Source organism: Actinoplanes sp. NPDC051405, assembly GCF_055586185.1.
Window position 1 is genome coordinate 46,930 of the sequence record NZ_JBVJIR010000021.1, and the last position, 23,457, is coordinate 70,386.

Annotated in this window: 26 protein-coding genes; 13 read left to right on the plus strand and 13 right to left on the minus strand. The window is 72.7% G+C overall.

Going from position 1 to position 23,457, the window contains the following annotated elements; genetic code table 11:
• Nucleotides 1–17 precede the first annotated feature (17 nt).
• Both ACZ6S4_RS36345 and ACZ6S4_RS36350 read left to right on the plus strand, forming a co-directional pair.
• Nucleotides 18–866: a helix-turn-helix domain-containing protein gene (locus tag ACZ6S4_RS36345; RefSeq protein ID WP_465479247.1), complete on the plus strand. Its 849-nt coding sequence runs from the start codon at nucleotides 18–20 to the stop codon at nucleotides 864–866.
• Nucleotides 859–1,275: a VOC family protein gene (locus tag ACZ6S4_RS36350; RefSeq protein ID WP_465479248.1), complete on the plus strand. Its 417-nt coding sequence runs from the start codon at nucleotides 859–861 to the stop codon at nucleotides 1,273–1,275. Before ACZ6S4_RS36345 ends, ACZ6S4_RS36350 begins: the two co-directional genes overlap by 8 nt.
• Here the strand turns inward: ACZ6S4_RS36350 and ACZ6S4_RS36355 are convergent.
• From ACZ6S4_RS36355 to ACZ6S4_RS36380, 6 genes are all read right to left on the minus strand, one after another.
• Nucleotides 1,245–1,817 (minus strand): dihydrofolate reductase family protein, encoded by a 573-nt coding sequence (locus ACZ6S4_RS36355; RefSeq protein WP_465479249.1) that lies wholly within the window; start codon nucleotides 1,815–1,817, stop codon nucleotides 1,245–1,247. The two genes, ACZ6S4_RS36350 and ACZ6S4_RS36355, sit on opposite strands and share 31 nt — an antisense overlap.
• Nucleotides 1,818–1,826: 9 nt before the next feature.
• Nucleotides 1,827–2,459, minus strand: coding sequence for a response regulator (locus ACZ6S4_RS36360; RefSeq protein WP_465479250.1), 633 nt, complete (start codon nucleotides 2,457–2,459; stop codon nucleotides 1,827–1,829).
• Nucleotides 2,456–3,727 carry a sensor histidine kinase gene (locus ACZ6S4_RS36365; protein WP_465479251.1) on the minus strand — a complete coding sequence of 424 codons (1,272 nt, stop codon included), beginning with the start codon at nucleotides 3,725–3,727 and terminating at the stop codon, nucleotides 2,456–2,458. Before ACZ6S4_RS36365 ends, ACZ6S4_RS36360 begins: the two co-directional genes overlap by 4 nt.
• A gap of 5 nt (nucleotides 3,728–3,732) precedes the next feature.
• The gene (locus tag ACZ6S4_RS36370) at nucleotides 3,733–4,473 is read right to left on the minus strand and encodes an ABC transporter permease (protein ID WP_465479252.1); all 741 of its coding nucleotides are present in this window, start codon (nucleotides 4,471–4,473) and stop codon (nucleotides 3,733–3,735) included.
• Entirely contained in the window at nucleotides 4,473–5,384 is a 912-nt protein-coding gene (locus tag ACZ6S4_RS36375; RefSeq protein ID WP_465479253.1) for an ABC transporter ATP-binding protein, read from the minus strand. The genes ACZ6S4_RS36370 and ACZ6S4_RS36375 overlap by 1 nt, the downstream gene beginning before the upstream one ends.
• Before the next feature lie 81 nt (nucleotides 5,385–5,465).
• The gene (locus ACZ6S4_RS36380; RefSeq protein ID WP_465479254.1) at nucleotides 5,466–6,668 is read right to left on the minus strand and encodes a glycosyltransferase; all 1,203 of its coding nucleotides are present in this window, start codon (nucleotides 6,666–6,668) and stop codon (nucleotides 5,466–5,468) included.
• 119 nt (nucleotides 6,669–6,787) lie between these two features.
• Here ACZ6S4_RS36380 and ACZ6S4_RS36385 point away from each other — a divergent pair, with 119 nt between their 5' ends.
• A complete protein-coding gene (locus ACZ6S4_RS36385) occupies nucleotides 6,788–7,243 on the plus strand; it encodes an SRPBCC family protein (RefSeq protein ID WP_465479255.1) in 456 nt (151 codons plus the stop codon).
• Nucleotides 7,240–8,244 (plus strand): SDR family oxidoreductase, encoded by a 1,005-nt coding sequence (locus tag ACZ6S4_RS36390; protein ID WP_465479256.1) that lies wholly within the window; start codon nucleotides 7,240–7,242, stop codon nucleotides 8,242–8,244. The genes ACZ6S4_RS36385 and ACZ6S4_RS36390 overlap by 4 nt, the downstream gene beginning before the upstream one ends.
• A gap of 3 nt (nucleotides 8,245–8,247) precedes the next feature.
• Here ACZ6S4_RS36390 and ACZ6S4_RS36395 read toward each other — a convergent pair whose 3' ends face one another.
• Nucleotides 8,248–9,837, minus strand: a complete 1,590-nt coding sequence (locus ACZ6S4_RS36395; RefSeq protein WP_465479257.1) for a phytoene desaturase family protein — start codon at nucleotides 9,835–9,837, stop codon at nucleotides 8,248–8,250.
• Between the two features lie 106 nt (nucleotides 9,838–9,943).
• Between ACZ6S4_RS36395 and ACZ6S4_RS36400 the strand changes: the two genes are divergently transcribed.
• From ACZ6S4_RS36400 to ACZ6S4_RS36410, 3 genes are all read left to right on the plus strand, one after another.
• Nucleotides 9,944–10,912, plus strand: coding sequence for a YihY/virulence factor BrkB family protein (locus ACZ6S4_RS36400; protein WP_465479258.1), 969 nt, complete (start codon nucleotides 9,944–9,946; stop codon nucleotides 10,910–10,912).
• Nucleotides 10,913–11,007: 95 nt separating this feature from the next.
• Nucleotides 11,008–11,469 (plus strand): SRPBCC family protein, encoded by a 462-nt coding sequence (locus ACZ6S4_RS36405; RefSeq protein ID WP_360553324.1) that lies wholly within the window; start codon nucleotides 11,008–11,010, stop codon nucleotides 11,467–11,469.
• A 75-nt stretch (nucleotides 11,470–11,544) separates the two neighbouring features.
• The gene (locus ACZ6S4_RS36410; protein WP_465479259.1) at nucleotides 11,545–11,781 is read left to right on the plus strand and encodes a hypothetical protein; all 237 of its coding nucleotides are present in this window, start codon (nucleotides 11,545–11,547) and stop codon (nucleotides 11,779–11,781) included.
• A 21-nt stretch (nucleotides 11,782–11,802) separates the two neighbouring features.
• On the opposite strand, the gene ACZ6S4_RS36415 is transcribed toward ACZ6S4_RS36410, so the two are convergent.
• Complete coding sequence (locus tag ACZ6S4_RS36415) at nucleotides 11,803–12,513, minus strand: hypothetical protein (protein ID WP_465479260.1); 711 nt, start codon at nucleotides 12,511–12,513, stop codon at nucleotides 11,803–11,805.
• A gap of 115 nt (nucleotides 12,514–12,628) precedes the next feature.
• On the opposite strand from ACZ6S4_RS36415, the gene ACZ6S4_RS36420 reads away from it, so the two are divergent.
• Complete coding sequence (locus ACZ6S4_RS36420) at nucleotides 12,629–12,826, plus strand: hypothetical protein (protein WP_212990676.1); 198 nt, start codon at nucleotides 12,629–12,631, stop codon at nucleotides 12,824–12,826.
• Between the two features lie 73 nt (nucleotides 12,827–12,899).
• On the opposite strand, the gene ACZ6S4_RS36425 is transcribed toward ACZ6S4_RS36420, so the two are convergent.
• Nucleotides 12,900–13,325: a hypothetical protein gene (locus ACZ6S4_RS36425; RefSeq protein WP_465479261.1), complete on the minus strand. Its 426-nt coding sequence runs from the start codon at nucleotides 13,323–13,325 to the stop codon at nucleotides 12,900–12,902.
• Nucleotides 13,326–13,442: 117 nt separating this feature from the next.
• Here ACZ6S4_RS36425 and ACZ6S4_RS36430 point away from each other — a divergent pair, with 117 nt between their 5' ends.
• Nucleotides 13,443–13,790 (plus strand): DUF6401 family natural product biosynthesis protein, encoded by a 348-nt coding sequence (locus tag ACZ6S4_RS36430; RefSeq protein ID WP_465479262.1) that lies wholly within the window; start codon nucleotides 13,443–13,445, stop codon nucleotides 13,788–13,790.
• A gap of 78 nt (nucleotides 13,791–13,868) precedes the next feature.
• On the opposite strand, the gene ACZ6S4_RS36435 is transcribed toward ACZ6S4_RS36430, so the two are convergent.
• Nucleotides 13,869–15,479: a mechanosensitive ion channel family protein gene (locus tag ACZ6S4_RS36435; RefSeq protein ID WP_465479263.1), complete on the minus strand. Its 1,611-nt coding sequence runs from the start codon at nucleotides 15,477–15,479 to the stop codon at nucleotides 13,869–13,871.
• Between the two features lie 98 nt (nucleotides 15,480–15,577).
• On the minus strand, nucleotides 15,578–16,468 hold the full coding sequence (locus ACZ6S4_RS36440; RefSeq protein ID WP_465479264.1) for a cellulose binding domain-containing protein: 891 nt from the start codon (nucleotides 16,466–16,468) through the stop codon (nucleotides 15,578–15,580).
• 191 nt (nucleotides 16,469–16,659) lie between these two features.
• Between ACZ6S4_RS36440 and ACZ6S4_RS36445 the strand changes: the two genes are divergently transcribed.
• Nucleotides 16,660–18,798 carry an ATP-binding SpoIIE family protein phosphatase gene (locus ACZ6S4_RS36445; protein ID WP_465479265.1) on the plus strand — a complete coding sequence of 713 codons (2,139 nt, stop codon included), beginning with the start codon at nucleotides 16,660–16,662 and terminating at the stop codon, nucleotides 18,796–18,798.
• A gap of 34 nt (nucleotides 18,799–18,832) precedes the next feature.
• The gene (locus ACZ6S4_RS36450; RefSeq protein WP_465479266.1) at nucleotides 18,833–19,513 is read left to right on the plus strand and encodes an HAD family hydrolase; all 681 of its coding nucleotides are present in this window, start codon (nucleotides 18,833–18,835) and stop codon (nucleotides 19,511–19,513) included.
• An 8-nt stretch (nucleotides 19,514–19,521) separates the two neighbouring features.
• On the opposite strand, the gene ACZ6S4_RS36455 is transcribed toward ACZ6S4_RS36450, so the two are convergent.
• Entirely contained in the window at nucleotides 19,522–19,977 is a 456-nt protein-coding gene (locus tag ACZ6S4_RS36455; protein WP_465479267.1) for a hypothetical protein, read from the minus strand.
• A 371-nt stretch (nucleotides 19,978–20,348) separates the two neighbouring features.
• On the minus strand, nucleotides 20,349–21,158 hold the full coding sequence (locus ACZ6S4_RS36460) for an SDR family oxidoreductase (protein ID WP_465479268.1): 810 nt from the start codon (nucleotides 21,156–21,158) through the stop codon (nucleotides 20,349–20,351).
• An 81-nt stretch (nucleotides 21,159–21,239) separates the two neighbouring features.
• On the opposite strand from ACZ6S4_RS36460, the gene ACZ6S4_RS36465 reads away from it, so the two are divergent.
• On the plus strand, nucleotides 21,240–22,508 hold the full coding sequence (locus tag ACZ6S4_RS36465) for a cation:proton antiporter (RefSeq protein WP_465479269.1): 1,269 nt from the start codon (nucleotides 21,240–21,242) through the stop codon (nucleotides 22,506–22,508).
• A gap of 157 nt (nucleotides 22,509–22,665) precedes the next feature.
• Entirely contained in the window at nucleotides 22,666–23,448 is a 783-nt protein-coding gene (locus tag ACZ6S4_RS36470) for a VOC family protein (RefSeq protein WP_360553313.1), read from the plus strand.
• The last annotated feature ends 9 nt before the right edge of the window (nucleotides 23,449–23,457 follow it).

Here is a 23,457-nt window from a genome sequence, read left to right on the forward strand (position 1 = left end):
GGTGGGATGCTCGGACCATGGTGGTGGACGAGTCCGCGCGGGCGCGACCGGCGGCGGCGCTGCGGCCGTACGTCGCGCACTACTCCGGCTGGCGGCAGTGCGGGGTGCCGCCGACGACCCACCGGGGGCTGCCCTCGCCGTACCTCACACTCGTGCTCACCCTCGACGATCCGCTCGTCGTGCACGCCCACCCGGACGGCCGCCAGGCCCCGGGCAGCTACGACGCCCTGCTCGGCGGCCTGCACCTGGCCCCGGCCCTGATCGCCCACGGTGGCCGGCAGTCCGGCGTCCAGGTGGCCGTGCACCCGCTCGGCTGCCGCACCCTGTTCGGCCTGCCCGCCGGTGAGCTGGCCGGCCTGGACCTCGACCTCGCCGACGTGCTCGGCGGCCTCGGCGTCGAGCGGCTGCGCGCCCGGCTGCTGGCCGCGCGGAGCTGGCCCGATCGCTTCGCGGCCGTGGACGCCGCCCTGCTGGCCCGGGCCCGGCGCCACGAGGCCGAGGTGCATCCCGACGTCTCGTACGCGTTCCGCCGGCTGCTGGCCACCGGCGGCCGGCTGCCGGTCCGCGACCTGGCCGGCGAGGTCGGCTGGAGCCCGCGCCACCTGACCGACCGGTTCCGGGTCGAGACCGGCCTCGGGCTCAAGGAGGCCGCCCGGGTGGTCCGCTTCGACCGGGCCCGGCGCCGGTTGACCCCGGGCACGCCGCTGGCCCGGCTCGCCGCCGACACCGGCTTCTACGATCAGGCGCACCTGGCCCGCGAGTTCCGGTCCCTGGCCGGCTGCTCACCGTCGCGGTGGCTCGCCGACGAGTTCACTTTCGTCCAAGACCATCCGCGGTCCGGCGCGCAGGATGAGGGTCATGACTGATCCGAGGACTCCGCCACCGCAGGTGTGGCCCACCCTGCGGGCCCGCGACGCCCGGGCCCTGATCCGTTTCCTCGTCGACGCTTTCGGCTTCGTGGAGGTCGCCGTCCACGGCGAGGGCGACCAGGTCGCGCACGCCGAGCTGGCCTGGCCCCCGGGCGGCGGCATCATGCTCGGCTCGCACCGCGACGATCCGGACGACCCGTGGGCACTGCGGCCGGGCACCTTCGGCGCGTACGTGGTCACCGACGACCCGGACGGCCTGCACGACCGGGCTGTGAAGGCCGGGGCGACCGTGACCCGCGAGCTGAACGTGACCGACTACGGCTCGCGGGAGTTCGCCGTCCGCGACCCGGAGGGCAACCTGTGGTCGTTCGGCACCTACCGCGGCGAACCGGTGCCGGCGGCGTAGCGCAGCACGACCGCGCCGCCGTCGAACGGCCTGCTCTCCACCAGTCGCAGCGCCCGCCCGGCGGTGGCGTGGTCGAACAACCCGGGGCCCTCCCCCAGCACGACCGGGTGCACCGCGAGCAGCAGCTCGTCGACGAGGCAGTCCGCGTCGAGCAGCGGGCCGAGCGTGGCGGGCCCGGCGGAGAGCACGATCCGGCCGTCCAGCGCGCGCAGGCCGGCGACCAGGTCACCGCTGAGGGCGCCGGGCCGGGACCGGGAGAAGACGACCTTGCGCATCCCGGCCAGCAGCCGCGCGAACTCGCGGTCGGCCGGTCCGAGCTCGGCCACGTCGTCGGGCAGCTCTCCGCGGGCCACGGTCTCCCACCAGGGCACGATCGCGTCGTACATGACCCGGCTCATCGCCCAGGTGCCGGCCTGCCGGAAGAAGCCGTTGAGGTAGGCGGACTCGGGTTCGCCCCACGGGAACGGCTCCCAGAACTGCCCGTCCGCCCCGGCGATGCGCCCGTCCAGCGTGGTCTGCATGTGCACGACGATGCTCCGCATCACCGCAGCCTAGGGCGTACCTCCGCCGAGCAGACCCCGGGCATAGGCCGCCGCGACCGCCGCCGCGCGGTCGCGGACGCCGAGCTTCGCGTACGCGTGCAGCAGATGCGTCTTCACCGTCGCCTCGCTGATGAACAGGCGGCTCGCGGTCTCCCGGTTGGAGCAGCCCTGCGCGATCAGGCCCAGCACCTCCAACTCGCGCTGGCTCAGCTCCTCGCGGGCCGGGGAGCGCAACTCGCCCATCAGCCGCCCGGCCACGGCCGGGGACAGCACCGACTCCCCGCGGTACGCCGCCGACACCGCCCGGAACAGCTCCTCCCGGGGTACGTCTTTGAGCAGGTAACCGGTCGCACCCGCCTTGATCGCCGGCAGGACGTCGCTGTCCGTGTCGTACGTGGTCAGCACCAGCACCCGGGCCGGCACACCCTGTTCGCGCAGCGCCCGGATGGCCGTCACGCCGTCCATCCCCGGCATCCGCAGGTCCATCAGCACGACGTCGGGCTGGACCGCCCGGGCCACCGCCAGCGCCTCGTTGCCGTCGGCCGCCTCGCCCAGCACCCGGAAGCGCTCATCACCGGCGAACATGCCGCGCAGGCCGTCGCGGACCACCGGGTGGTCGTCGACGATCAGCAGACCGATCATGCGGCGGCCGCCTCGTGCAGCGCCGGTACGCACGCCGAGATCGCTGTGCCCGCGCCCGGTTCCGACTCCACCTCCAGGGTGCCCGCGATCCGCCGTACCCGTTCCCGCATGGCCGTCAGGCCGTAGCCGCCGTCGTATCCCTGCGCGCGACCACGCGCCGGGTCGAAGCCGGTGCCGTCGTCGCGGACGTCCAGCGTCACCACGTCCTCCATGTAGGACAGGGTCAGCGCGACCCGTTTCGCGCCCGCGTGCCGGGCCACGTTGGCCAGCGCCTCCTGGGCGATGCGCAGCAGGGTCGCCTCGATCTCCGGCAGCAGGGGCCGCGCGGTGCCGGTGGTGATCAGCTGGGCGGCCACCCCGTGGCGGGCCGCCCAGCCGTCGACCACCTCGCCCAGCGCCTCCGGCAGAGCCGCCTGCGTGAGTGGCTGCGGACGCAACGCCTGCACCGAGCGGCGGGCCTCGGTCAGACTGTCGCGGGCCAGTTGCTTCGCGGTGTCCAGGTGCCGGCGCCGGTCGCTCTCCCGGCCGGCCGCCTGGTCGGCCGCCTCGAGCTGGGTGACGATGCCGGTCAGCCCCTGGGCCAGCACGTCGTGGATCTCCCCGGCCATCCGCTGGCGCTCGTCCAGGACGCCGGCCTCGCGGGCCTGCACCAGCAGCTGCTCGTGCAGTCCCGCGTTCTCGCTCAGCGCCCGGGCCAGCTTGTCGTTGGCCTCGGTGAGCCGGCGCAGCATCTCGGCCCGCTGGGCCGCGTGGTCGCTGTTCATGATGGACAGGTGGGTCATCGTCACCGCGATGCTGATGTTGAACGCCAGCAGGAAGGCGAACGCCACCCAGATGCGCGCCGTGGTGAGGTTGCCGAAGCCGCCGACCTGCGAGACCGCCGTGCAGCAGGCGACCGCGGCGGCGCCGGCCAGGCGCCACCGGCCGCGCAGGCTGGAGACCGCGTACAGGTAGCCGGTCCAGGCGAAGAAGCCGTAGATCGGGTGACACCACACCAGCAGCACGATGAGCACCAGCAGACCGGCGAAGAACACGGCCCCGGGACGGGTCCCGCTCTGCCACCCGGGATGCGGCGTGACCATCCAGAGCAGCCAGGCGACTGTGACCGCCACGACGGCGAAGGTGACCGGCAGTCCCTGCCGGGGCAGGCCGATGTCGCCGGCCACGACCACCAGCACGGTCGATCCCAGCAGCGCCGCGTACGGCATCAGCAGCATCCGCCGGTCGGCCCGGCGCTGCCGCATCTCCAGCCGCTTGACCTCGGACATCGTCTTCACTCCCAGCGGAACAGTCTGGCCGCCGCCAGCCCGAACACCAGCATGTACGCCACCAGCACGGTAAGCGATCCCCAGGCCGGCCACTGCCCGCTCATCGCGTCCTGCACCGCCCGCTCGCCCGCACCCAGCGGCGTCAGGTCCGCGATCCGCCGCAGCGCCTCGGGAAACACCTCGCGCGGCGTCCACAGCCCGGCGAAGAACATGAGCGGGAAGAACAGCAGCGTGCTGATGGTGTTGGCCGCCTTGCCCCCGGGCGCCACCGCGGCCACCAACAACCCGATGGCGAACGCGGCGCCGGCGGTGGCCAGGAAGGCGACCGCGAAACCGGCGACCTGCCGGGGCAGCGCCACGTCGAAGACCAGCCGGCCGACCAGCAGCAGCAGGACCACCGCGCCGATCGCGGTCAGCAGGCTCATCACCAGCTGGGCGCCGAGCAGCGCGACGGGCCGGGCCGGGGTGGTGGCGAGCCGGCGCAGGATCCCCCGCTCCCGGTACGTGGCCAGCACCATCGGCGCCACCTGCAACGCGAGCGAGGCCAGGGTCAGGATGATCGCGATGGCCACGTACAGGTCGACCACGCGCAGGCCGCCGAGGTCGGCGCTGGGCTCCCGGAACGGCGGTACGCAACCGAGGATGACCACCAGCAGCGACGGGAAGACGAAGATCCAGAACAGCTGCATCGGTTCGCGCAGCAGCAACCGGAACTCGGACCGGGTCAGTTTGGCGAAGACGTGCATCAGGACTGCTCCCCCGTGCCGGCGCGCCCGGTCAGCCGGACGAACGCGTCGTCCAGGCTGGCCCGCTCGACGCGCAGTTCGTTGGCGATGATCCGGTGCGCGGCCAGGGCCGCCGTGACGGCGTGCAGCACGTTGCCCTCGCCGATCACCTCGAGCCGGGTGCCGTGCCGGCGGACCTCGCGGACCTCGGCCAGGCCGGTGAGCACGCTGTCGTCCAGCGGTACGGACGGCCGGAAGCGGATCCGCTGCTCGGCCGAGACCCGGGCGACCAGCCCGGCGGGGGTGTCCAGGGCCACGACCGCGCCCGCGTCGATCAGGGCGACCCGGTCGCAGAGCCGCTCGGCCTCCTCCATGAAGTGGGTCACCAGCAGCACCGTGACCCCGCGGTCGCGGACGGACTCGACCAGCTCCCAGGTGTCCCGCCGGGCCTGCGGGTCCAGGCCGGTGGTGAGCTCGTCCAGGATCGCGACGGCCGGGTTGCCGATCAGGGCCAGGGCGATGGACAGGCGCTGCTTCTGCCCGCCGGAGAGCTTGCCGTAGCGGGTCGTCAGCTTGCTGCCGAGGCCGAGCTCGTCGGCGAGGCGGCGCCAGTCGGCGGGCTCGGGGTAGAACGCGGCGTACAGCTCCAGGGCCTCGCCCACGGTCATCTTCTCGGCGAGCCGGCTCTCCTGCAGCTGCACGCCGACCAGCCGGCGCAGCTCCGGGTCGCGGGGATCACGGTCCAGCACGGTGATCGTGCCGGCGTCCGGCGTACGCAGCCCGGCGATCGACTCGACGGTGGTGGTCTTGCCGGCACCGTTGGGGCCCAGGACGCCGAAGATCTCACCGCGCTCGACGGTGAACGACACGTCCCGGACCGCCACGGTGTCGCCGTAGCGTTTCTGCAGGTGGTCGACGGTGATGACTGTCATGAGCCCAGCGTCGCAGCGGACGCCGGGCGGCGGATCGACCAGCTCGCGAGTCCACCGGTCAACCGATCGGTGGACCCCGGGCTACACCGTCGCCTCGGCGCCCGTCTCGCTGGGCTTGCGGCCGGAGACCGCCGCGTAGACCGAGCCGACCTGCGCGGCGACCCGCTTCCACGAGTACGCCTGACGGGCCCGGTCCAGCGCCGCTGTCGCGTACGCGAACCGCCGCACCTTGTCGTTGACCAGCCGGCGCAGCGCGCCGCCCAGCGCCCGCGGGTCGCGGGCCGGGACCAGGTCGCCGGTGAGGCCGTCGACGACGGTCTCGTTGATGCCGCCGACCGAGGTGCCGATCACCGGCACGCCGCAGGCCATAGCCTCCAGCGGGGCCAGCTCGAACTGCTCCTGCCACGGCGCGGCGACCAGCAGGTCGGCCGAGCGGTACCAACGGGGCATGTCGGCGCTGGGCACGCCGCCGACCAGCCGCACCCGGTCGGCGACCTGGTAGTGCTCGGCCAGCGCACGCAGCTTCTTGGCCTGCGGATCGGTGGCGAGCTGGGCCGCGGACGGGCCGCCGACCACGACGTATTCGGCGCCGGGGAGGTAGCGCATGGCCTGGATGACGTCGCCGTAGCCCTTGCGCTCGACCAGTCGGCCGACGGACAGGATGCGGGGACGTTCCGGGTCGCGCTCGACCGTCGGGCCCTCCGGGGTGAACCGCTCGCTGTCGACGCCGGCGGGCACCACGGTCAGCTGGGTCCGCGGCACACCGATGCGCACGAGACCTCGTGCCTCGTTCTGGGTCTGGGCGACGACCCGGTCGACCGCCCGGCCCAGCGCGCGCTCGTAGCCGGCCCGGGTGGCTCCGCCGCCGGCCGGCCCGGCCTCACCGAGCTCGTGGAACGACTGGACGACCGGGATGCCGACCTGGCGGGCGGCGGTGACCGCGGCCAGGCCGCTGGTCCAGAAGTGGGCGTGGGCGACCTCGGGCAGCCAGTCGGTGTCGCGCCACTCGGTGCGCAGCCACTGGGCGAAATCGCCCATGTGGGACAGCAGCTGCTCGGGCGGCAGGGCCAGCGCGGGGCCGGCCGGCACGTGCACGACGTGCACGCCCTCGCTCATCTTCACGATGGCGGGCAGGTGCGGGTCGTCGCGACGGGTGTAGACCCGCACCTCATGGCCCTGCTCGGCCAGCGCGGCGGACAGCTCGGCTACGTGGCGCTGCTGGGCGCCGGTGGTGTCGCGGGTGGTCAGCGGGCTCGCGTGCTCGGAGATCATCGCGATACGCACGGGGTCCTCCTCCAACAGCTTGATTCCGGGAGAAAGACCGGAGTTGAGGCTGTGATACGCGGCGAGACATGCCCGTCACTCAAAAGCGTAAACATGCCAAGTGCGGGTACGTGTGCCTCGTGGCTATCGTCAAGCGTAACGTCCAGGCTTCCCCGGAGCGGGTCTTCGCCGTGCTGGCGGACGGGTGGACCTACAGCGACTGGGTTGTCGGCACGGTGCACATCAGAGACGTGGACGAGCACTGGCCCCAGGTGGGTGCCGAGCTGCACCACAAGGCCGGACCGTGGCCGCTGTCATTGCAGGACAGCTCGACGGTGCTGGCCATGGTGCCGGACCGGCTGCTGAAGCTGCGGGCAGGCCTCTGGCCGCTCGGCTCGGCCGTCGTGGAGATCGTGCTGGATCCGCTGGCCGAGGGCGGCACCCGGATCACCATGAAAGAGGACTTCGAGGCCGGGCCGCTGCTGTTCGTCCGCAACAAGCTCAACGACCTGGTGCTGCACCGGCGCAACATCGAGTCGCTGCGCCGGCTGAGCGACATTGTGCTGCGCTCGGCCAGCAAGGGGGCCGAGGCATGAGTCAGGTCGTGGTCATCGCCGGCGCGAGTGCCGGGGTCGGGCGGGCGGTCACCGCGGCGTACGCGGCCCGCGGCGCCAAGCTCGCCCTGATCGCCCGCGGCCGGGCCGGGCTCGAGGGCGCCTCGCTGGAGGCCCGCGCCGCCGGTGCCGCCGACGTACGGACGTTCCAGGTCGACGTGGCCGACGCCGAGGCGGTGCAGGAGGTCGCCGACGAGGTCGTGCGCGCCTGGGGCGGCATCGACGTCTGGGTCAACGACGCGATGGTCTCGGTCTTCGCCCCGGCCTGGGAGGTCACCCCGGCCGAGTACAAGCGGGTCACCGAGGTCAACTTTCTCGGCACGGTGCACGGCACGCTCGCGGCGCTGCGGCACATGCGCCCGGCCGGGCACGGTGCGATCGTGCAGATCGGCTCCGCGCTGGCCTACCGGGGCATCCCGCTGCAGGCGCCGTACTGCGCCACCAAGCACGCCATCCAGGGTTTCAACGACTCGCTGCGCGCCGAGCTGCTGCACGACGGCAACCGGGTGAAGCTGTCGATGGTCCAGCTGCCGGCGGTCAACACCCCGCAGTTCTCCTGGGTGCGGACCCGGCTGCCCCGGCACCCGCAGCCCGTGCCGCCGATCTACCAGCCGGAGGTGGTGGCCCGGGCGGTGCTCTGGGTGGCCGACCACGGCAAGCGCGAGATCAACGTCGGCGGCCCGACCCTGAAGACCCGGCTGGGCAACATCGTCGCGCCGGGTCTGCTCGACCGGTACCTGTCGCGCGACAAGCAGGGCTACGAGGGCCAGCAGACCGCCGACCCGATCGACCTGGCGACCTGGCAGGACAACGTCGACAAACCGGCCGACGAGGAACGCGACCACGGCGCCCACGGCGTCTTCGACGACCAGTCGCGGACCAGCTCGTTCGCCCTCTGGGCGGCGATGCACAAGCCGCTGGTCGCGGGCGTCGTCAGCGCGGGACTGGGTGCGGCCGCGGCGGCGCTGGTGCGCCGCCGCTGACCGTCAGCGGTAGATCGCTTTGTGGGCGGTGCTGATCGCGGCCTCGTAGAGCCGGCCGGTCAGCGCGCGGTCGCGGGCCAGCGCCGCCCGGGCCGCGTTCGCCCCCGGCGCCCCGTGCACGCCGCCGCCCGGGTGCGCCGAGGCACTGGCCAGGAACAGCCGGTCCACCGGGGTGTCCGGCCGGCCCAGCCCGGGGATCGGGCGCAGGAAGAGCTGCTGGAACGCGGCCGCCGTACCGCCGCCCAGGGCCCCGCCGACCAGTGACGGATCCTCCCGTTCCAGGTCGGCCGGGGAGAAGACGTTGCGCCCGACGACCAGCCGGCCGAAGCCGGGCGCCTGCGCCTCCAGCACGGCCTCCATGCGCTCGACGTGGGCGGCGATGTCCTCGGCGGCCCACTTCTTGCGGTGCGGCAGGTGGGTGTACGCCCACACCGACTCGGTGCCCTCCGGCGAGTGCGACGGGTCCGCGGTGGTCATCTGCCCCAGCAGCAGGAACGGGTCCGGCGGCATCTCGTCGACGGCCAGGTGGGCCGCGTACCGGGTCAGGCCGTTCAGGTCCGCACCCAGGTGCACCGTTCCCGAGCCGGCGGCGGCCGGGTTCTTCCAGGGGATCTTGCCGTTGACCGCCCAGTCGACCTTGACGGTGGCGCCGTCCCAGCGGAAGAACTCCAGGTCCTCCTGGAACCGCGAGGGCAGCCACCGCGAGCCGACCATGTCCAGGTACAGCGCCGGGGCCGGTACGTCGGCGAGCACGGCCCGGCGGGCGCGCCAGTTGCGGCCGTCCGCCGTGCGTACCCCCATCGCCTTGCCCCGCGCGACCAGGATGCGGGTCACCGGGGTGTCGTAGGTGATCCGCCCGCCGCGCGACTCCAGGCGCGCGACCAGCGCGGAGGTGATCTGCTGGGCGCCGCCGACCGGGACCGGCCAGCCGTACTCCTGGCCCAGCATGGCCAGCAGCCAGCCGTAGACGCCGCCGCCCGCGTCCTCCGGTGACAGGTCCGTGTGCAGGGCGCAGCCGGCCAGGGCGAGCTGGGCCCCCTCGCCCTCGAACAGCTCGGCGCCCAGCTGGCGGACGGACAGCACGAGCCGCCGGGCCAGCCGCAGCGCGCCGCCGACCTTGAGCTGGCGGGCCAGTTCCAGACCGGAACGCACCGGCGGGAACGGCGTGAAGAGCACGTCGAGCATCTGCTGGGAGACGTTCCGCCAGTCGTCGTACGCGTGCAGCCACCGCTCCCCGTCCCCGGGGGCGAACTGCTCCATCGAGGCCATGGTGGTCTCGACGTCGCGGTTGACGGTGGCCGCCCGGCCGTCCGGCAGCAGATGGGTCAGCACGTCAGGGGCGTTGGTCCAGCTCAGCCCGTGGTCGCCGAGCTCCAGCCCGCGCATCACCGGCGAGGCGTAGCCCAGCGGGTAGAACGAGCTGAACAGGTCGCTCAGGTAGCCCGGGGCTGTCACGTAGCCCGAGCGCACGGCACCGCCGGGATGCGGCGTGGCCTCCAGCACTTCGACACTCCAGCCGGCATCGGCCAGCAGGTTCGCGGCCACCAGCCCGTTGTGTCCCGCTCCGATGACTATCGCGTCCGCTCGTTCCACGTCACCCGCCGCCTCTCGTCGCGCTCGCCCTACCCGTTCGAGTTTGTCGCAAACAAGGCGCGGGTAGTGCTGTGTGTGCACGGCGTGACGGATGAGGAGCCCCACCATGACTGCCGCCACGGCCCGTACCGAGGCAACTCCGCTGCCCACACGCCTGCGCCAGTTGCGCTGGTCGACCTGGCGCGGGGTGTTGTGGCGCAGTGCCAACGGCTTCCTCGACGACGACTGCGGTGACCTGGCCGCCGCCCTGACCTACAACGCGGTGCTGGCCGTCTTCCCCGTCGGCATCGTCGTGGTCGCCCTGGTCAACCTGGTCACCGACGGCCGTACGGCGGTCAACTCGATCCTCGGCATCCTGGAGGACCTGGGAGCCGGCTCGATCGTCGCCGACCAGAGTCTCAGGAGCGTGCTGGACGCGATCATCGTGCAGCAGAGCTCCGCGAAGGTGCTGCTCGGCTTCGGTCTGCTCGGCGCCCTGTGGTCGGCGTCGAACTACGTCGGGGTCTTCACCCGCGCGTCGAACCGGATCTACGGGGTGCGCGAGGGACGGGCTTGGTGGAAGTTGCGCCCGCTGCAGATCGGCCTGAGCGCGATCGCCCTGGTCCTGATGGCCACGGTCGCGGCCGGCCTGGTGATCAGCGGTCCGCTGGTGGACGCGGTCGGCAACGCCCTGCACGCCGGCGAGGCGGCCAAGCTCACGTACTCGATCGGCCGCTGGCCCGTCCTGGTGCTGATCCTGATGCTGCTGCTCTCGCTGCTGTTCTGGATCGCGCCCAACGTCAAGCAGCCGCGCTTCCGCTGGCTGACGCTCGGCGGCGTGGTGGCGTTGCTGGCCTGGGCCGTCGCCACCTTCGGCTTCGGCCTGTACGTGGCGAACTTCGCCTCCTACGACAAGACGTACGGCAGCCTCGGCGCTGTCATCGCTTTCCTGGTCTGGCTCTACCTGTCCAACTCCGCCCTGATGCTCGGCGTCGAGATCAACGCCGAGGTGCAGCGCGGCCGTCAGCTCCAGGCCGGCAAGGAGGACCCGGACCCGCCGCTGCCGCCCCGTGAGGAACCCGACGACCCGGTTTAGCCGTCCCGAGGCCGGGCACGTTTCCTGGAGACGGGTCGCGAGAGCGACCCGGGCACCACAGCAAGGCGGGGCAACAAAACTGAAGGGGAATCACCGTGAGTACAGTCACCGAGTCCGTTGACGTCAACGTCCCGGTAACCACCGCGTACAACCAGTGGACCCAGTTCGAGGAGTTCCCTCGCTTCATGGGCGGCGTCGAGGAGATCAAGCAGCTCGACGCCACCACCACGCACTGGAAGACCAACATCGACGGGGTCAAGCGGGAGTTCGACGCCAAGATCACCGAGCAGCTGCCCGACGAGCGGGTGGCCTGGACCTCGATCGAAGGCTCCAAGCAGGCCGGCGTCGTGACCTTCCACCGGCTCAGCGACACCACCACCCGCGTCACCTGCCAGATGGACTTCGAGCCGCAGGGCGTGGCGGAGACGGCCGGCGACAAGCTCGGCTTCCTCGACCGCCAGGTCAAGGGCGACATGAAGCGCTTCAAGGAGTACATCGAGCAGCGCGGCACCGAGTCCGGCGCCTGGCGCGGCCAGGTGGACCGCCCGGGAGCATGATCGCGTGAAGAACGGAACGGCCGCCGGCTCACCGGCGGCCGTTTCGCCGTCCCGGACCCCGGGTACGCCACAGACATGACTGATCGCGAAGACGGCGTGTGGCGCGACGAGGAGAAGACCTCGGTGAAGGACCTCAGCGAGGCGATGGCCAGCTGGGACACCGACGGCCAGGGCGACCCGACGGACAACGACGCGGGCCTGGAACAGGCCTTCGGCCACGACGCCCAGGTGACGACGGAGAACGAGGCGGGCCAGACGGACCCGGACCGCGAATACCGCCCCAGCACCACCGGCCGCAGCGGACCACACTAGTTTCTGGCCGGTCGCCAGGGTTCAGCCCCAGACGGTGACGCTGCCTACCTCGGTTCCTACGTTCATCGTGTAGCGGTCCGGGGCTTCGGACCAGGTTGCCGGGGCCAGAACTGTGTTGGTCGGGGCTCGGGTCCGGCCCGCCCACGGGACGGCGACCAGGCCTGCGCCGCCTCGGAGGTGCAGGCGGAGCGGCGTACCCGGGGGCAGCGCGACCGCCACCTCGCCCACTCCGCCGGCCACGATGATCGGGACCGTGCCGCGGGGCGCCGGGAGGCGCATGCTGACCAGGCCGGTGCCGGAGCCGAGTTCCAGGCGGCGCAGCCGGCCGGCCGACAGGTCCAGGTGCTGCTCACCGGCCCCCGCCGGGAGCCGGATGTCCCAGCTCACCGCCCGGTTCAGCAGGATCTCCACGGTGTCCGGGCCGTCGGCGCCGGTCGGGCGCAGGCCCAGCCGGACCCGGCCGTGGGTGCCGGTGACCGCCGGCGCGAGGCCCGAATCGGCCGGGGTGCTGATCCGGTAGAGCAGGCCCGGCAGGTCCGCAAGGCGGACCTCGACCCGCGACGCGGAGTCCCGGACAATCAGAAACGCACCCGTACGGCCGTGCAACGCGCCCGCCAGCACGTGCTCCTGCGGGCCGTCCGCAGCCGGCATCTGCCGGGCGCCCAACGTCGTCACCGGAGCGCAACCGGCCCCGAAAAGGCCCACGATCATGGCGGCGAGCAGCGCGAACACGGGTCGCGAACCACCCGTGGACCGACGATGACGCTGCGCAGTAGGCACCATCGGACAACCCGAGATCGGCCGAAAGGGTGACGGTGAAGCACCCAAATCGGGCCACAATATCCGGATGCGTTCAGCCGGTTTTCTGTCCGAGCGTCAGCGCCGCCTCGCGTGGGTGGGTTTTCTGCTCGCCGCGTTCCAGGCCCCTGCCGCCGCCCAGCTCATCGACGACGCCTCCTGGCTCTTCGCCGTGGTGGTCGCTCTGCTCGTTGCCGCTGTGATCATCGCCGACGACACCCAGCGTCGCCGGCCTACGACGGAGTAGTCCCCGGACCTCTCCGCGTCACCACCCGGAGTCCCGAGCCCAGCGGGCTCGGGACCTTTCACGCGTGGTCCCGTCAGCGGGCCTCGTGGCCCTCGCGTCCCCGGGTGCGCCGGCGTTCCTTCAGCTCGGCCTCGTAGAGGTGACGGCGGCCGCCGGCCAGCTCGTCGCGGGCGTCCTTCTCGAGCGCACGGAACTCGGCGTAGTAGCCGTCATCGAATTCCTCGACGAGCTGGAACGTCCAGTGCCCCGGCACGACGTTGCGCCCGATCAGCTCCTGCGCGATCCGTTCCGCGAGCTTCGGCTGCCCGGCCTGCACCAAGAGCGAGACGGCTTCGTCGAGCTTGAAATCGGCCTCGCCGACCAGCTGGTGCAGCGAATACAGGTGCCCGCGCACCCGCTCGACCGTCTCGAGGGCCTCGCTGAGCTTGCCCAGCGCCTCCACCGTGACGTCGTCCACTCCGTCGGGCCGCCGGTGCTCGCTGTCCGGGCCGTCCACCATCCGTGCCTCCCTGGGCTCTAGGTCCGGTTCCAGGCTTTCCCCATCGGCGCGAGTTCAACCGAGCTGCACCGATCGGGGACACCGTTGGCTACCCCGCGATCCCTACCTTTGCATCTTATGAATGGCCTGTTCAGCGGCGCTGCCGCCCGTGCTGCCCTGCGTTCCGCCCACGCCTGCCTCGAGGAGCTGATGATCTCCGTCGGCGCCGACGGCCTCGATGCCGCGACGCAGTCCCCGGGACTGCTCGCCACCGTCGACCAGCACGCCGCGGGCATCCGCGACAGCCTGTCGTCGGACGTCCGCCCGCTGACGGCGGTCATCCTCGCCGCCTACGCGGAGGGTGTCCGCGACGCGGCGTTCAAGCACGGCTGGCGCCCGCCGGCCGGCCCGATCGACTGGACCGAGAACGACTGGGTGCTCAACCGCCTGCTGGCGGTCTGCTCGCTCGCCCGTACCCTGCCCTGATTTCTCGCTGACAGGCCACACCGACCATTCGGGGCCGGTACCGGATCATCCGGTGCCGGCCCCCTTTCGTGTCCGCCGTCAGGTGGCCGGCCCGTCGTCCCGGCGTACCCGGATGACCTGGGTCTTCTCGCCGTCCGCGGGGTTGCTCTGCTGGGGCAGCGCCTGGCGCAGCTCACTGCGCGAGATCGCGACCGTGCTGTCCGGATCGGCCTCTGTCCCGCTCGGCCGGGCGGTGACATCCGCCGTCGTCTCCGCGGCGTCGTCCGCCGAGCCCGAGGCGTCCCCGCTGTCGCCCGCTTCCGCCGGCGCTCCCCCGCCGGTCGTGTCGGCGGTCGCGTCCGGTCGGCCCGGGGCTGCGTCATCGGCGGTTTCCGGCTCAGACCCGCTATCCACCTGCGACGAGCCGGCCGCCGACGCCGAGACAGCTCCGGCAGCGTCCTGGCCCGGTTTTCCTCCCGCGCCCCGCGCATCATCCGAACGAGCATGAGTGTCGGCGCCGTCATCGGCGCTGGCGTCTTTCTCCGCCTGGCCACCCGCATGCGAAGCGGTATCGGTGCCGTCCTCCGGCCGGCCAGCTGCGTCCCGGCCGGCGTCGCGATGCAACCAGGTCGTCGTCTCAGCCGACTCCGCCGGCTCCGGGTCGTCGAAGCCGGGCACCACATGCGGCCGATCATCACTGCCCGGCCAAGGCCGCTGCATAGGAATGACCTGCGTCTTCTCCGCCGCCGCAGCAGCCGCCGCCCGCTCCCGCGCAGCCTCTTCAGCCGCCCGCGCAGCCTCCTCAGCCGCCCGAGCCGCAGCCTCAGCCGCCCGCGCCTCAGCTTCCGCAGCCTCAGCCCGCGCTGCCTCAGCCGCCGCGTCCTCCCGCTTGCGCCGCTCTGCTTCTTCGACCCGCGCCTGCTCAGCCAGCCGCGCCTGCTCAGCCGCCAACGCCGCCGCGCGCCGGGCCGCTTCTTCCTCGGCCGCCTTCTTCTCGGCCTCGGCCCGGGCCCGCTCGTCCGCGTAGCTGCGGGCGTGCTCCCGGATCGCCGCCGACTCCGCGCTCGCCCGCTCCAGCCAGACCTCCCAGCGCCGCTGCATCGGGCGGATCAGTCCGCCGCCGACACCGACGATGACCACCCCGGCCACGGTCGCCAGCACCGCGATCAGCACCGGCTGGGTCACCGCCGTGGCGATCTGCACCTGCTCCAGCGCCGCGATGACCCCCAGGGCCACGATCAGCCAGTACGCCACCTGCGCGAGCACCCGCCCGTACGCGAGACCGCCGAGCGCGCTGCCGATCAGGTCCCGGACCGCCCCGCCGATCGCCGCGGCCACCACGATGATCACGATGGCCACGAAGGCCCGGGGCAGCCAGCCGATCAGCGCGGTGAGCAGGTCGCTGACCGCGTTCGGGCCCCAGATACCGAAGGCCAGCTGGAGCGCGAAGAGCAGCACCGCGTAGAACGCGATCTTGGCGCAGAGGTCGCTGGGCTCCACCCGGCCGCCCAGTGCCTTGCCGATCGCGCCGCGTTCGACCGCCCGGTCGAAGCCGATCCGGCGCAGGGTCTTGACCACCACCGTGCGGACCAGCCGGGCCAGCACGTAGCCGATGAGCAGGATGGCGAGGAAGGCCAGCGCCGTCGGCACGAACAACAACACGGAACGCCACATGTCGCTCAACGCATCGCTCAGATCGGCGCCGCTCATCTGCTCTCCCTGGAAGGTGTCAGCGGCCGGTGTCGATGCGGCCTGCGCCGACCATAGGTCGCCGGACCCCGATCCGCACCGTCAGCGAGAGGTGAAGCTCAGGAGCAGGGGCTGCCGTCGATCGCGCAGGCGCCCGGCAGGGCGGACAGCAGACCGGCCACCTGGAACGAGAAGGTGACCGCGCCACCGGCGGGCACGGTCGGCTCCCCGGCCGGCGTGAACGTCACCGTCTCGCCGTCCTGTGCGACCGAGGCGCCGGTGGCGGTCACCGCGTTGCCGCCGGGCACGGTCAGGGTCACCCGCCAGCCGGTCACGTCGCGGGTGCCGGGGTTCTCGATGCGGACCGTTCCGGCGTACGCCAGAAGACCGTCCTCGGCCGGGTCCGCGACGTGGCTGATCGTCGCGAGCAGTGGCAGCGGCGGGGCCGGCGCGACGGCCGGCTGCGTCGCGGCCGGTTCCGTCGGCGCCACCGTGGCTGCCGGCGGCGGATTCCAGGGATCGGGCGCGCCGGGCAGTGTCACGGCGTCAGGCCGTGGACGGTCGGTCTCCGAGGTGCCGGAAGTGGTCGCCGCCGTGGTGGTGCTCGTCGAGGCGGGGCCGGTGGTGCGTGCGGCGACCGGTTGCGAGCCGGGCAGCGCGGGGTCGAGCGGCAGCAGCCCGTGGGTGGGCACGGTGGTCGGCGCGGTGCCCTGCGCCCGCGTGCGGGGTGCGTCAGCGGAGCCGTCGAGAGCGGCATAGCCCAGACCGGCGCCGGCCAGGATGGCGACGGCCGCGGCGGCGAGGATCGCGGTCCGAGTCCGGCGGCGCGGCTGCTGTCGAATGTGCGACACGATCGGCGCCGGGGTGGCCGGCGGCGGTGACGGAACGAGAGCAGCCGGCTCGGCCGGGTGCAACTCATAGACGTACGGCGGCACGGGATCGAATTGCTGCAGCTCAGCGACGTATCCCATGACGCCGCGGCTGGGCCGGGGCCGCGGGTTCTCGCTCACCGCGGGACTATAAGCGAGCCAAGATCGGAAGAGCCAAGCCCAATTTCCGTACGGCCGGACTACGCACCGTGAGATCACGCTCGATCGGGTCACGGACGGCACATGCCCCTCACCCAGGCGTACCGGGCATAATCGGACGTCCGTATGGTGCCCCCATCGTCCGAACGGCCGAGGCGGGCTACGCTCATCTCATGGTCGGCATGGGGAGCTCTCTCGCGATGACCACGCTGCCCGATCAGACCGGCGTGCCGCCGGAGCGCGCGATCGACTGCGCCGAGCTCGTCCGCCTGCACCCGTGGGCGGCGACCTCGCTGGGCCCGGCCGAGGCGTGGGATCCGATGGTGCGCGCGACGGTCGACATGTTGCTCGCCTCGCCGGTGCCGATGGTGCTCGCGTACGGCGACGACCACGTGCTGGTCTACAACGACGCGTACGCCGAAGTGCTCGGCGCCCGGCACCCGGCGGCGCTGGGCCGCCCGGCCGCCGACGTGTTCGGCGAGCTGTGGCACACCCCCGGCGTCGGCGGCGTCATCGCCGACGTCTACCGCACCGGCCAGCCGTTCCTCGAGGCCGAGACCCAGGTGGCGGTGGCCCGTGGCAGCGCCGGGCACGTCGAGCAGGCCTCGTTCACCCGCGGGCATTCGGTCATCCGCGACCAGCAGGGCGCTGTCGTCGGCGTGCTGACCGTGGCCGCCGAGACCACCCAGGTGACCCGCCGGCTGCAGAGCCTCGGTGACCTCACCGCCCGGCTGGCCTCGGCATTGACCATCGACGACGTCGCCCGGGTCGTCCTGGCGTACGCGATGACCTCGTTCGACGTCGACCACTGCGTCTTCGCCGTCGACGACGGCGCGGAGTTCCGCTATGTCCGGCGCATCCGCGGCGAGATGATGGACGAGGCGGACGAGCGCCTGCCCCCGCTGTGGAAGAGGTTCGCCGCCGGCCCCGACTCGCCGATGGTGACCGCCGCGCAGACCGGCCGTCCCACCTTCCAGGCCGACGGCGCCCCGCTGGCCAAGATCGCCAGCGACCGGCACGAACGCCGGATCCGCGCGCTGGCCGCGATGCCGCTGCGCACTCCCCTGCTGCGCGGCGCCCTGACCATGGGCTACCGCACCGCGCACACCTGGCTCCCGGCCGAGCGCGCCCTGCTCTATGCGGCCGCCGAGCTGGTGGCCCAGGCCGCCGAACGGGCCCGCCGCTTCGAGGCCCAGCACGGCACCGCCCAGCTGCTGCAACGCAGCATGCTCCCCGAGCACCTGCCGGAGCTGGACCGGTTCCGCATCGCGGCCCGCTACGACGTCGGCGTGGACGGCAACGCGGCCGGCGGCGACTTCTACGACGCGTTCGAGCTGTCCGACGGCCGCCTGGCGATGGTGCTGGGCGACGTGGCCGGCCACGACGTACGGGCCGCCGCCGTGATGGGCCAGGTCCGGGCCGCGCTGCGGGCACTCGCGCTGACCGACCCGGCCCCCGGCACCGTGCTCGCCGGGCTGGACAGGCTGGTCGGCTCGCTCGGCGCGGAGTCGCGCAACGAGGAGATCTTCGTGACCGTCGTGTACGGGGTCCTCGACCCCACCGACGGCACCATCACGCTGGCCAGCGCCGGCCACCCGCCGCCGGTGCTGCGCCGCGCGGGCGCGCCGGGCGGCCCGGCCGGCGCCGAGCTCGTCCAGGTGCCGCCGGGTGCGCCGCTCGGGCTGGGCGGCCGCTGGCGTACGACGGTGCTGCAGCTGGAGCCGGGCGACTCGATCCTGATGTTCAGCGACGGCGTGGTGGAGCGCCGGGACCGGCCACTGAGCGCGGGCCTCGCCGACCTGGTGGCCGCGGCAGCCGGGGCGACCAGCGGTGACCCGCGCAACCTGTGCTCGCTCGCGACGGCGGCCGTGTCCGGCAGCACCGATGACGACGTGGCGGTGCTGGCCGTCGAGCGGGCCGTGACGCTGAGCCGTTCGGCCACGATGCTGGTCCCGGCCGAGCCGACCGGCCCGAGCCGGGTCCGGCAGTGGATGTCGACCCGGCTGCGGGAGTGGTCGGTGCCGGAGCCGGTGATCGGCGCGGCCATCCTGTGCACCAGCGAGCTGACCACCAACGCGCTGCTGCACGCGGGCACCCCGGCCCAGGTGCACATCGACCTGAGTGCGGAGCGCCTGCTGGTGTCGGTGGCCGACACGGGTACGCGCGGCAGCGTGACCCGGGCCCGGACCGACGCCCTGAGCAGCCGGGGCCGGGGGCTGGGCCTGATCGAGGAGCTCAGCGACACCTGGGGCACGGACCCGACGGTGCGCGGCTCCACGGTCTGGTTCGAGATGCTGATCCCACCTCGCTGAGTTTGCGGGCGCCGCACGGGGTAAACGCCCAGGTATGACAGCGAAGCCGGGGGTCCTCTTCGACGTCGACGGCACCTTGGTCGACACCACGTACCTGCACACGGTGGCCTGGTGGGAGGCCCTGCGCCAGTTCGACCACGACGTACCGATGGCGGAGATCCACCGCGGCATCGGCATGGGCTCGGACAAGATCATCGACCACCTGCTCGGCACCGACCGGGACAAGGGCGCGGACGACGAGATGACCACCGCGCACGACATCCTCTACGGCGCCTGGTGGGAGCGCCTGCGCCCACTGCCCGGCGCCGGCGACCTGCTGCGCGCCTGCGCCGGCCGCGGCCTGGCCGTCGTCCTGGCCTCATCAGCCAAGGAAGCGGAACTGAACATCCTCCGCAAGGTCGTCGACGCCGAGGAGGCGATCACCGCGGCAACCTCGTCGTCGGACGCGAAGCAGAGCAAGCCGGCGCCGGACATCCTGGAGGCGGCGCTGGACCAGTCCGGGGTCGACCCCCGGCAGTCGGTCTTCGTCGGGGACGCGGTCTGGGACGTCAAAGCGGCGGCGAAGCTCGACATCCCGTGCATCGGCCTGGCCTGCGGTGGCACCAGCGCGGCGGAGCTGAAGGCGGCTGGTGCCGTAGCAACGTACAAGGACCCGGCGGAGCTGCTGCGCGATCTGGAGAACTCACCGATCGCCGAGCTGCCGAAGCAGGCATAGGCCGTAGGTCACGCCTTGTGCTCGGCGGTCCGCGGTCGGTCGCCCGCGAACAGCGAGAACAACGCCAACGCGACGGCCAGCCCGGCCGCCACCGAGATGACGAATCCCCGATCCATGCCTCGCGGCGCCAGCAGCACCCCGGCGATCAAGGCGACCACGGCCGCGGCAGCCATCGCGAGGCGGACGGTCCGCTGCGCCGTCCCGTTCGCGGTGCCACCGCTCGGGCGGACGCCTCCACCGGCCGAAACGTTGGTTTCCCCGCGCTGTAGGCGCCACACGGCCACGGCGATGACCGTGGCGCCTGCTGCGCCCGCGACACCGGTCACGATGAAGGGCACCGCCAGCCCGTAGAGGCCCGGCCCCGCGGTGCCGATACCGGACAGGGCGAGCATCGCGAACACCACGACCGCGATGCCGTGCTGGGCCACGCTGCGGCGCAGCCGCCGCCGTTCGGAATTCGTCATCGGGTTCGTTCTCCGCCCGCCGCTCCGGTCGGCTTCATCGTCCCACGCGGGCCCGCCTGCTCCGTCCGGCCAGGCCAGTCCGTGACCTGACAAATGGCCGAGCCCGGCCGCGACGCCGAACCGGACCGCGGCCGGCAGAGGGCCGACGCGAGGCAAGCCAGACAAGGGCAAGGGCGGTCGGAGCGCGGCAGACGGCCGGGCGGTCCGCCGCCGGCCAACGGTCAGGGCGGTCACAGCGCGGCGGTCGGCCGAAGCCATCCGCAGCCGACCAACAGCCACGGCGACCCGCGACCGACAAATGACCGGGCCGGTCCGCGGCCAGCGCAAGGATGGCCGAGCCCGGCGCCGGCGCAGCAACACCGGCCCCCACGCTAAGGCCGGCGCCAGTCGTTGCTGGTCAGGTGCGAGCCGGCCTGCGGCCCCATGTTCAGCATCCCGCCATCGACCGGCCACGAAGCCCCGGTCACGTACGTAGCGCCCGCCCCGGCCAGGAAAGCCACCACCGCCGCCACCTCCCGAGCGTCACCCGGCCGGCCCAGCGGCACCCCAGGCCGTTCGACCCCGGTCGGATCCACGTCCTCCTGACCAGTCATCGGAGTCGCGATCTCCCCCGGCGCCACGGAGTTCACCGTGATGCCGTGCTCCGCCAGCTCCAGAGCCAGAACGCGGGTCAGCAGGCCCAGACCACCTTTGGCCGCGCAGTACGCCCCCGCCCCGACCCGCGGCGCCGTCTCGTGCACGCTCGTGATGTTGATGATGCGACCGCCCCGGCCCGCCTCCACCATCCGGCGGCCGGCCCGTTGCGCGCACAGGAACGGCCCGTCGAGGTCGACGGCGAGCACCTGGCGCCATTCGTCCCAGCCGGTGTCCAGCAGCGGGGTGGTTGTGCCGGTGCCGGCGCAGTTGACCAGCACGCCGAGGCCGCCGAGCGCGTCGGCCAGCTCGTCGATGACGTCCGCCGCCTGGGGCAGCCGGGTGAGGTCGAGGTCGCGGATCTCGGCGCGGCGGCCGGCCTTGCGGACCTCGTCGGCGGTGCGCTGTGCCTGCTCGGCGTCGCGGTGGCTGGTGATGCCCACGTCGTAGCCGTCCGCGGCCAGGGCGACCGCCACCGCCCGGCCGATGCCGGACTCGGACCCGGTCACCACCGCCACCCGGGGATGGTTCACGTTTCTGCCAGTCATGGCGGCCGCTTACCCCGGCGCGGTGCCGACAATCACCCCCGCGACGGCATGTTTTGCCCACGCGACGGGCAGTGCAGAGCGGTGCAGCTGTCCGACCTTCTCTTCGCCCTGCTCGGTGTGGGCGCCCTGCTGGCCGGAATTCTGCCTCGGGTCCTCGAACGCCGTCCCCTGTCCATGCCGATCGTCTTCCTCGCCCTCGGGATGGTCGTCTTCGCCCTCCCGCTCGGGCTGCCGGCCGCCGATCCGCTCGCCCATCCGAAGCTCACCGAGCACCTCACCGAGGTGTGCGTCATCGTCGCCCTGATGGGTGCCGGCCTCAAGATCGACAGGCCGCTGACCAGGCGCCGGTGGTCGTCGACGTGGCGGCTGCTGGCCGTCGCGATGCCGGTCACCATCGCGACGGTCGCGCTGTTCGGCTGGTGGTGGGCCGGGCTGGTGCCGGCCACCGCGCTGCTGCTCGGCGCGGCCCTGGCCCCGACCGACCCGGTGCTGGCCGCGGACGTCCAGGTCGGCGAGCCGACCGACGAGGAGGATTCCGAGGACGAGGTGCGGTTCGCGCTGACGTCGGAAGCGGGCCTCAACGACGGGCTGGCCTTCCCCTTCGTGTACGCGGCCATCGCGCTGGCCACCGTCGCCGTGACCGGGGAGAGCTGGTTCGGCGAGTGGGTCCTGAAGGACGTGCTCTACAAGATCGTCATCGGTGTCGCCGGTGGCCTGCTCATCGGCAGGTCATTGGGCCGGCTCTTCTTCCGGGCCCGCAACCGCAACCTGCGCCTGGCCCATCACGCCGAGGGCTTCCTGGCGCTGGCCGCGACGTTCCTGGCCTACGGACTCGTCGAGGTCGCCGGGGGCTACGGCTTCCTGGCCGTCTTCATCGCCGCCCGCGGGATCCGCTCGGCGCAACGGTCGCACGAGTACCACCAGGTGCTGCACGACTTCGCGGAGCAGATCGAGCGGCTGCTCACCGTACTCCTGCTCCTGCTCCTCGGGGGCGCCGTGGTCGGTGGCCTGCTCGGCTCGCTCACCTGGCCAGCCGCCCTGGCCGGGCTGGCTCTGATCTTCGTGGTCCGGCCGGTGGCCGGCTTCCTGTCGCTGCGCGGGGCGCCGGGGCACGCGGCCGAGCACGCGGTCATCGCGGCGTTCGGCATCCGCGGCATCGGCTCGTTCTACTATCTCGCGTACGCGATGACCCACGCCACGTTCCCCGACGTGGATGTCGTATGGGCGACAGTGGCCTTCGTCGTGGTCGTGAGCGTGGTGTTGCACGGCGTGGCGGTCACGCCCGTGATGCGGCTTCTGGACCGATACAACGAGCGGACCCGGACACCCGAGGAGCGCCACGCTCAGTAATCACCGTAACTATGAGTAATCTGCATGCCGTGAAGTCGTAGTTCTTTTAGGACATTGAACCCGGGCGTAGTGGCAGAGCGTATTCATAGCTGTAAGGTGATCGGCATCTCCCCCTGGGCCGAGATTCCACGATGGAACGACAGGAAAGGTGCGGCCGATGCGTATTCGGGGCTTTGCGCCGGCGACACCCTGCTGGGTCGAGCTGGCGAGTGCTGATCCCGCCCGCGCGGCGGACTTCTACGCCGGGCTGTTCGGCTGGGAACCCGCCGGCGACCGCTTCAAGCTCGGCGGCCGGGCCGCGGCCGGGCTGACCCGCGCCCGCGCCGACCGGCCCGCCGGCTGGCTCACCTACCTGACCGAGCACAATCTCGAAGCGTCGATCACCCGGGTCCGCGAGGCCGGGGGCCGCCTGGTCAGCGAGCCGATCGAGGCCCGCGGCGGACGCTCGGCACTGATCGCCGACCCGGCCGGCGCCCTGCTGGGCCTCTGGGAGAGCGCCGGCTTCACCGGTGCCCAGGTCGGCGGCGAGCCGGGCACGATGACCTTCCCGGAGCTGCTCACCGACGACGCGGAGGCCGCGGCCCGGTTCTACGGCCAGGCGTTCGGCTGGCTGCTGCGCGACGAGTACGGCAGCGACGGCACCCGCGGCGAGTGGATCACCACGGCCCACGACGCGATGGCCGGCCTGGCCCCGAGCCGTGGTGGCAGCTGGTGGCGCGCGGCGTTCCAGGTGGCCGACTGCTCGGCGACCATGCGGGCGTGCCGCGACCTCGGCGGCGATGTCATCTCCGGCCCGACCGACATGGGTTTCGGCAGCTATGCCGAGCTGCTGGACCCGTGGGGTGTGCCGTTCGCGGTGGCGGCCCCGGCGGCCCTGCCGGTGGAGCTCAGCATGTCGTTCACCCCCACGGCAGGCATGGAGTTGACATTCGGGGGGTAGTAGCACGCC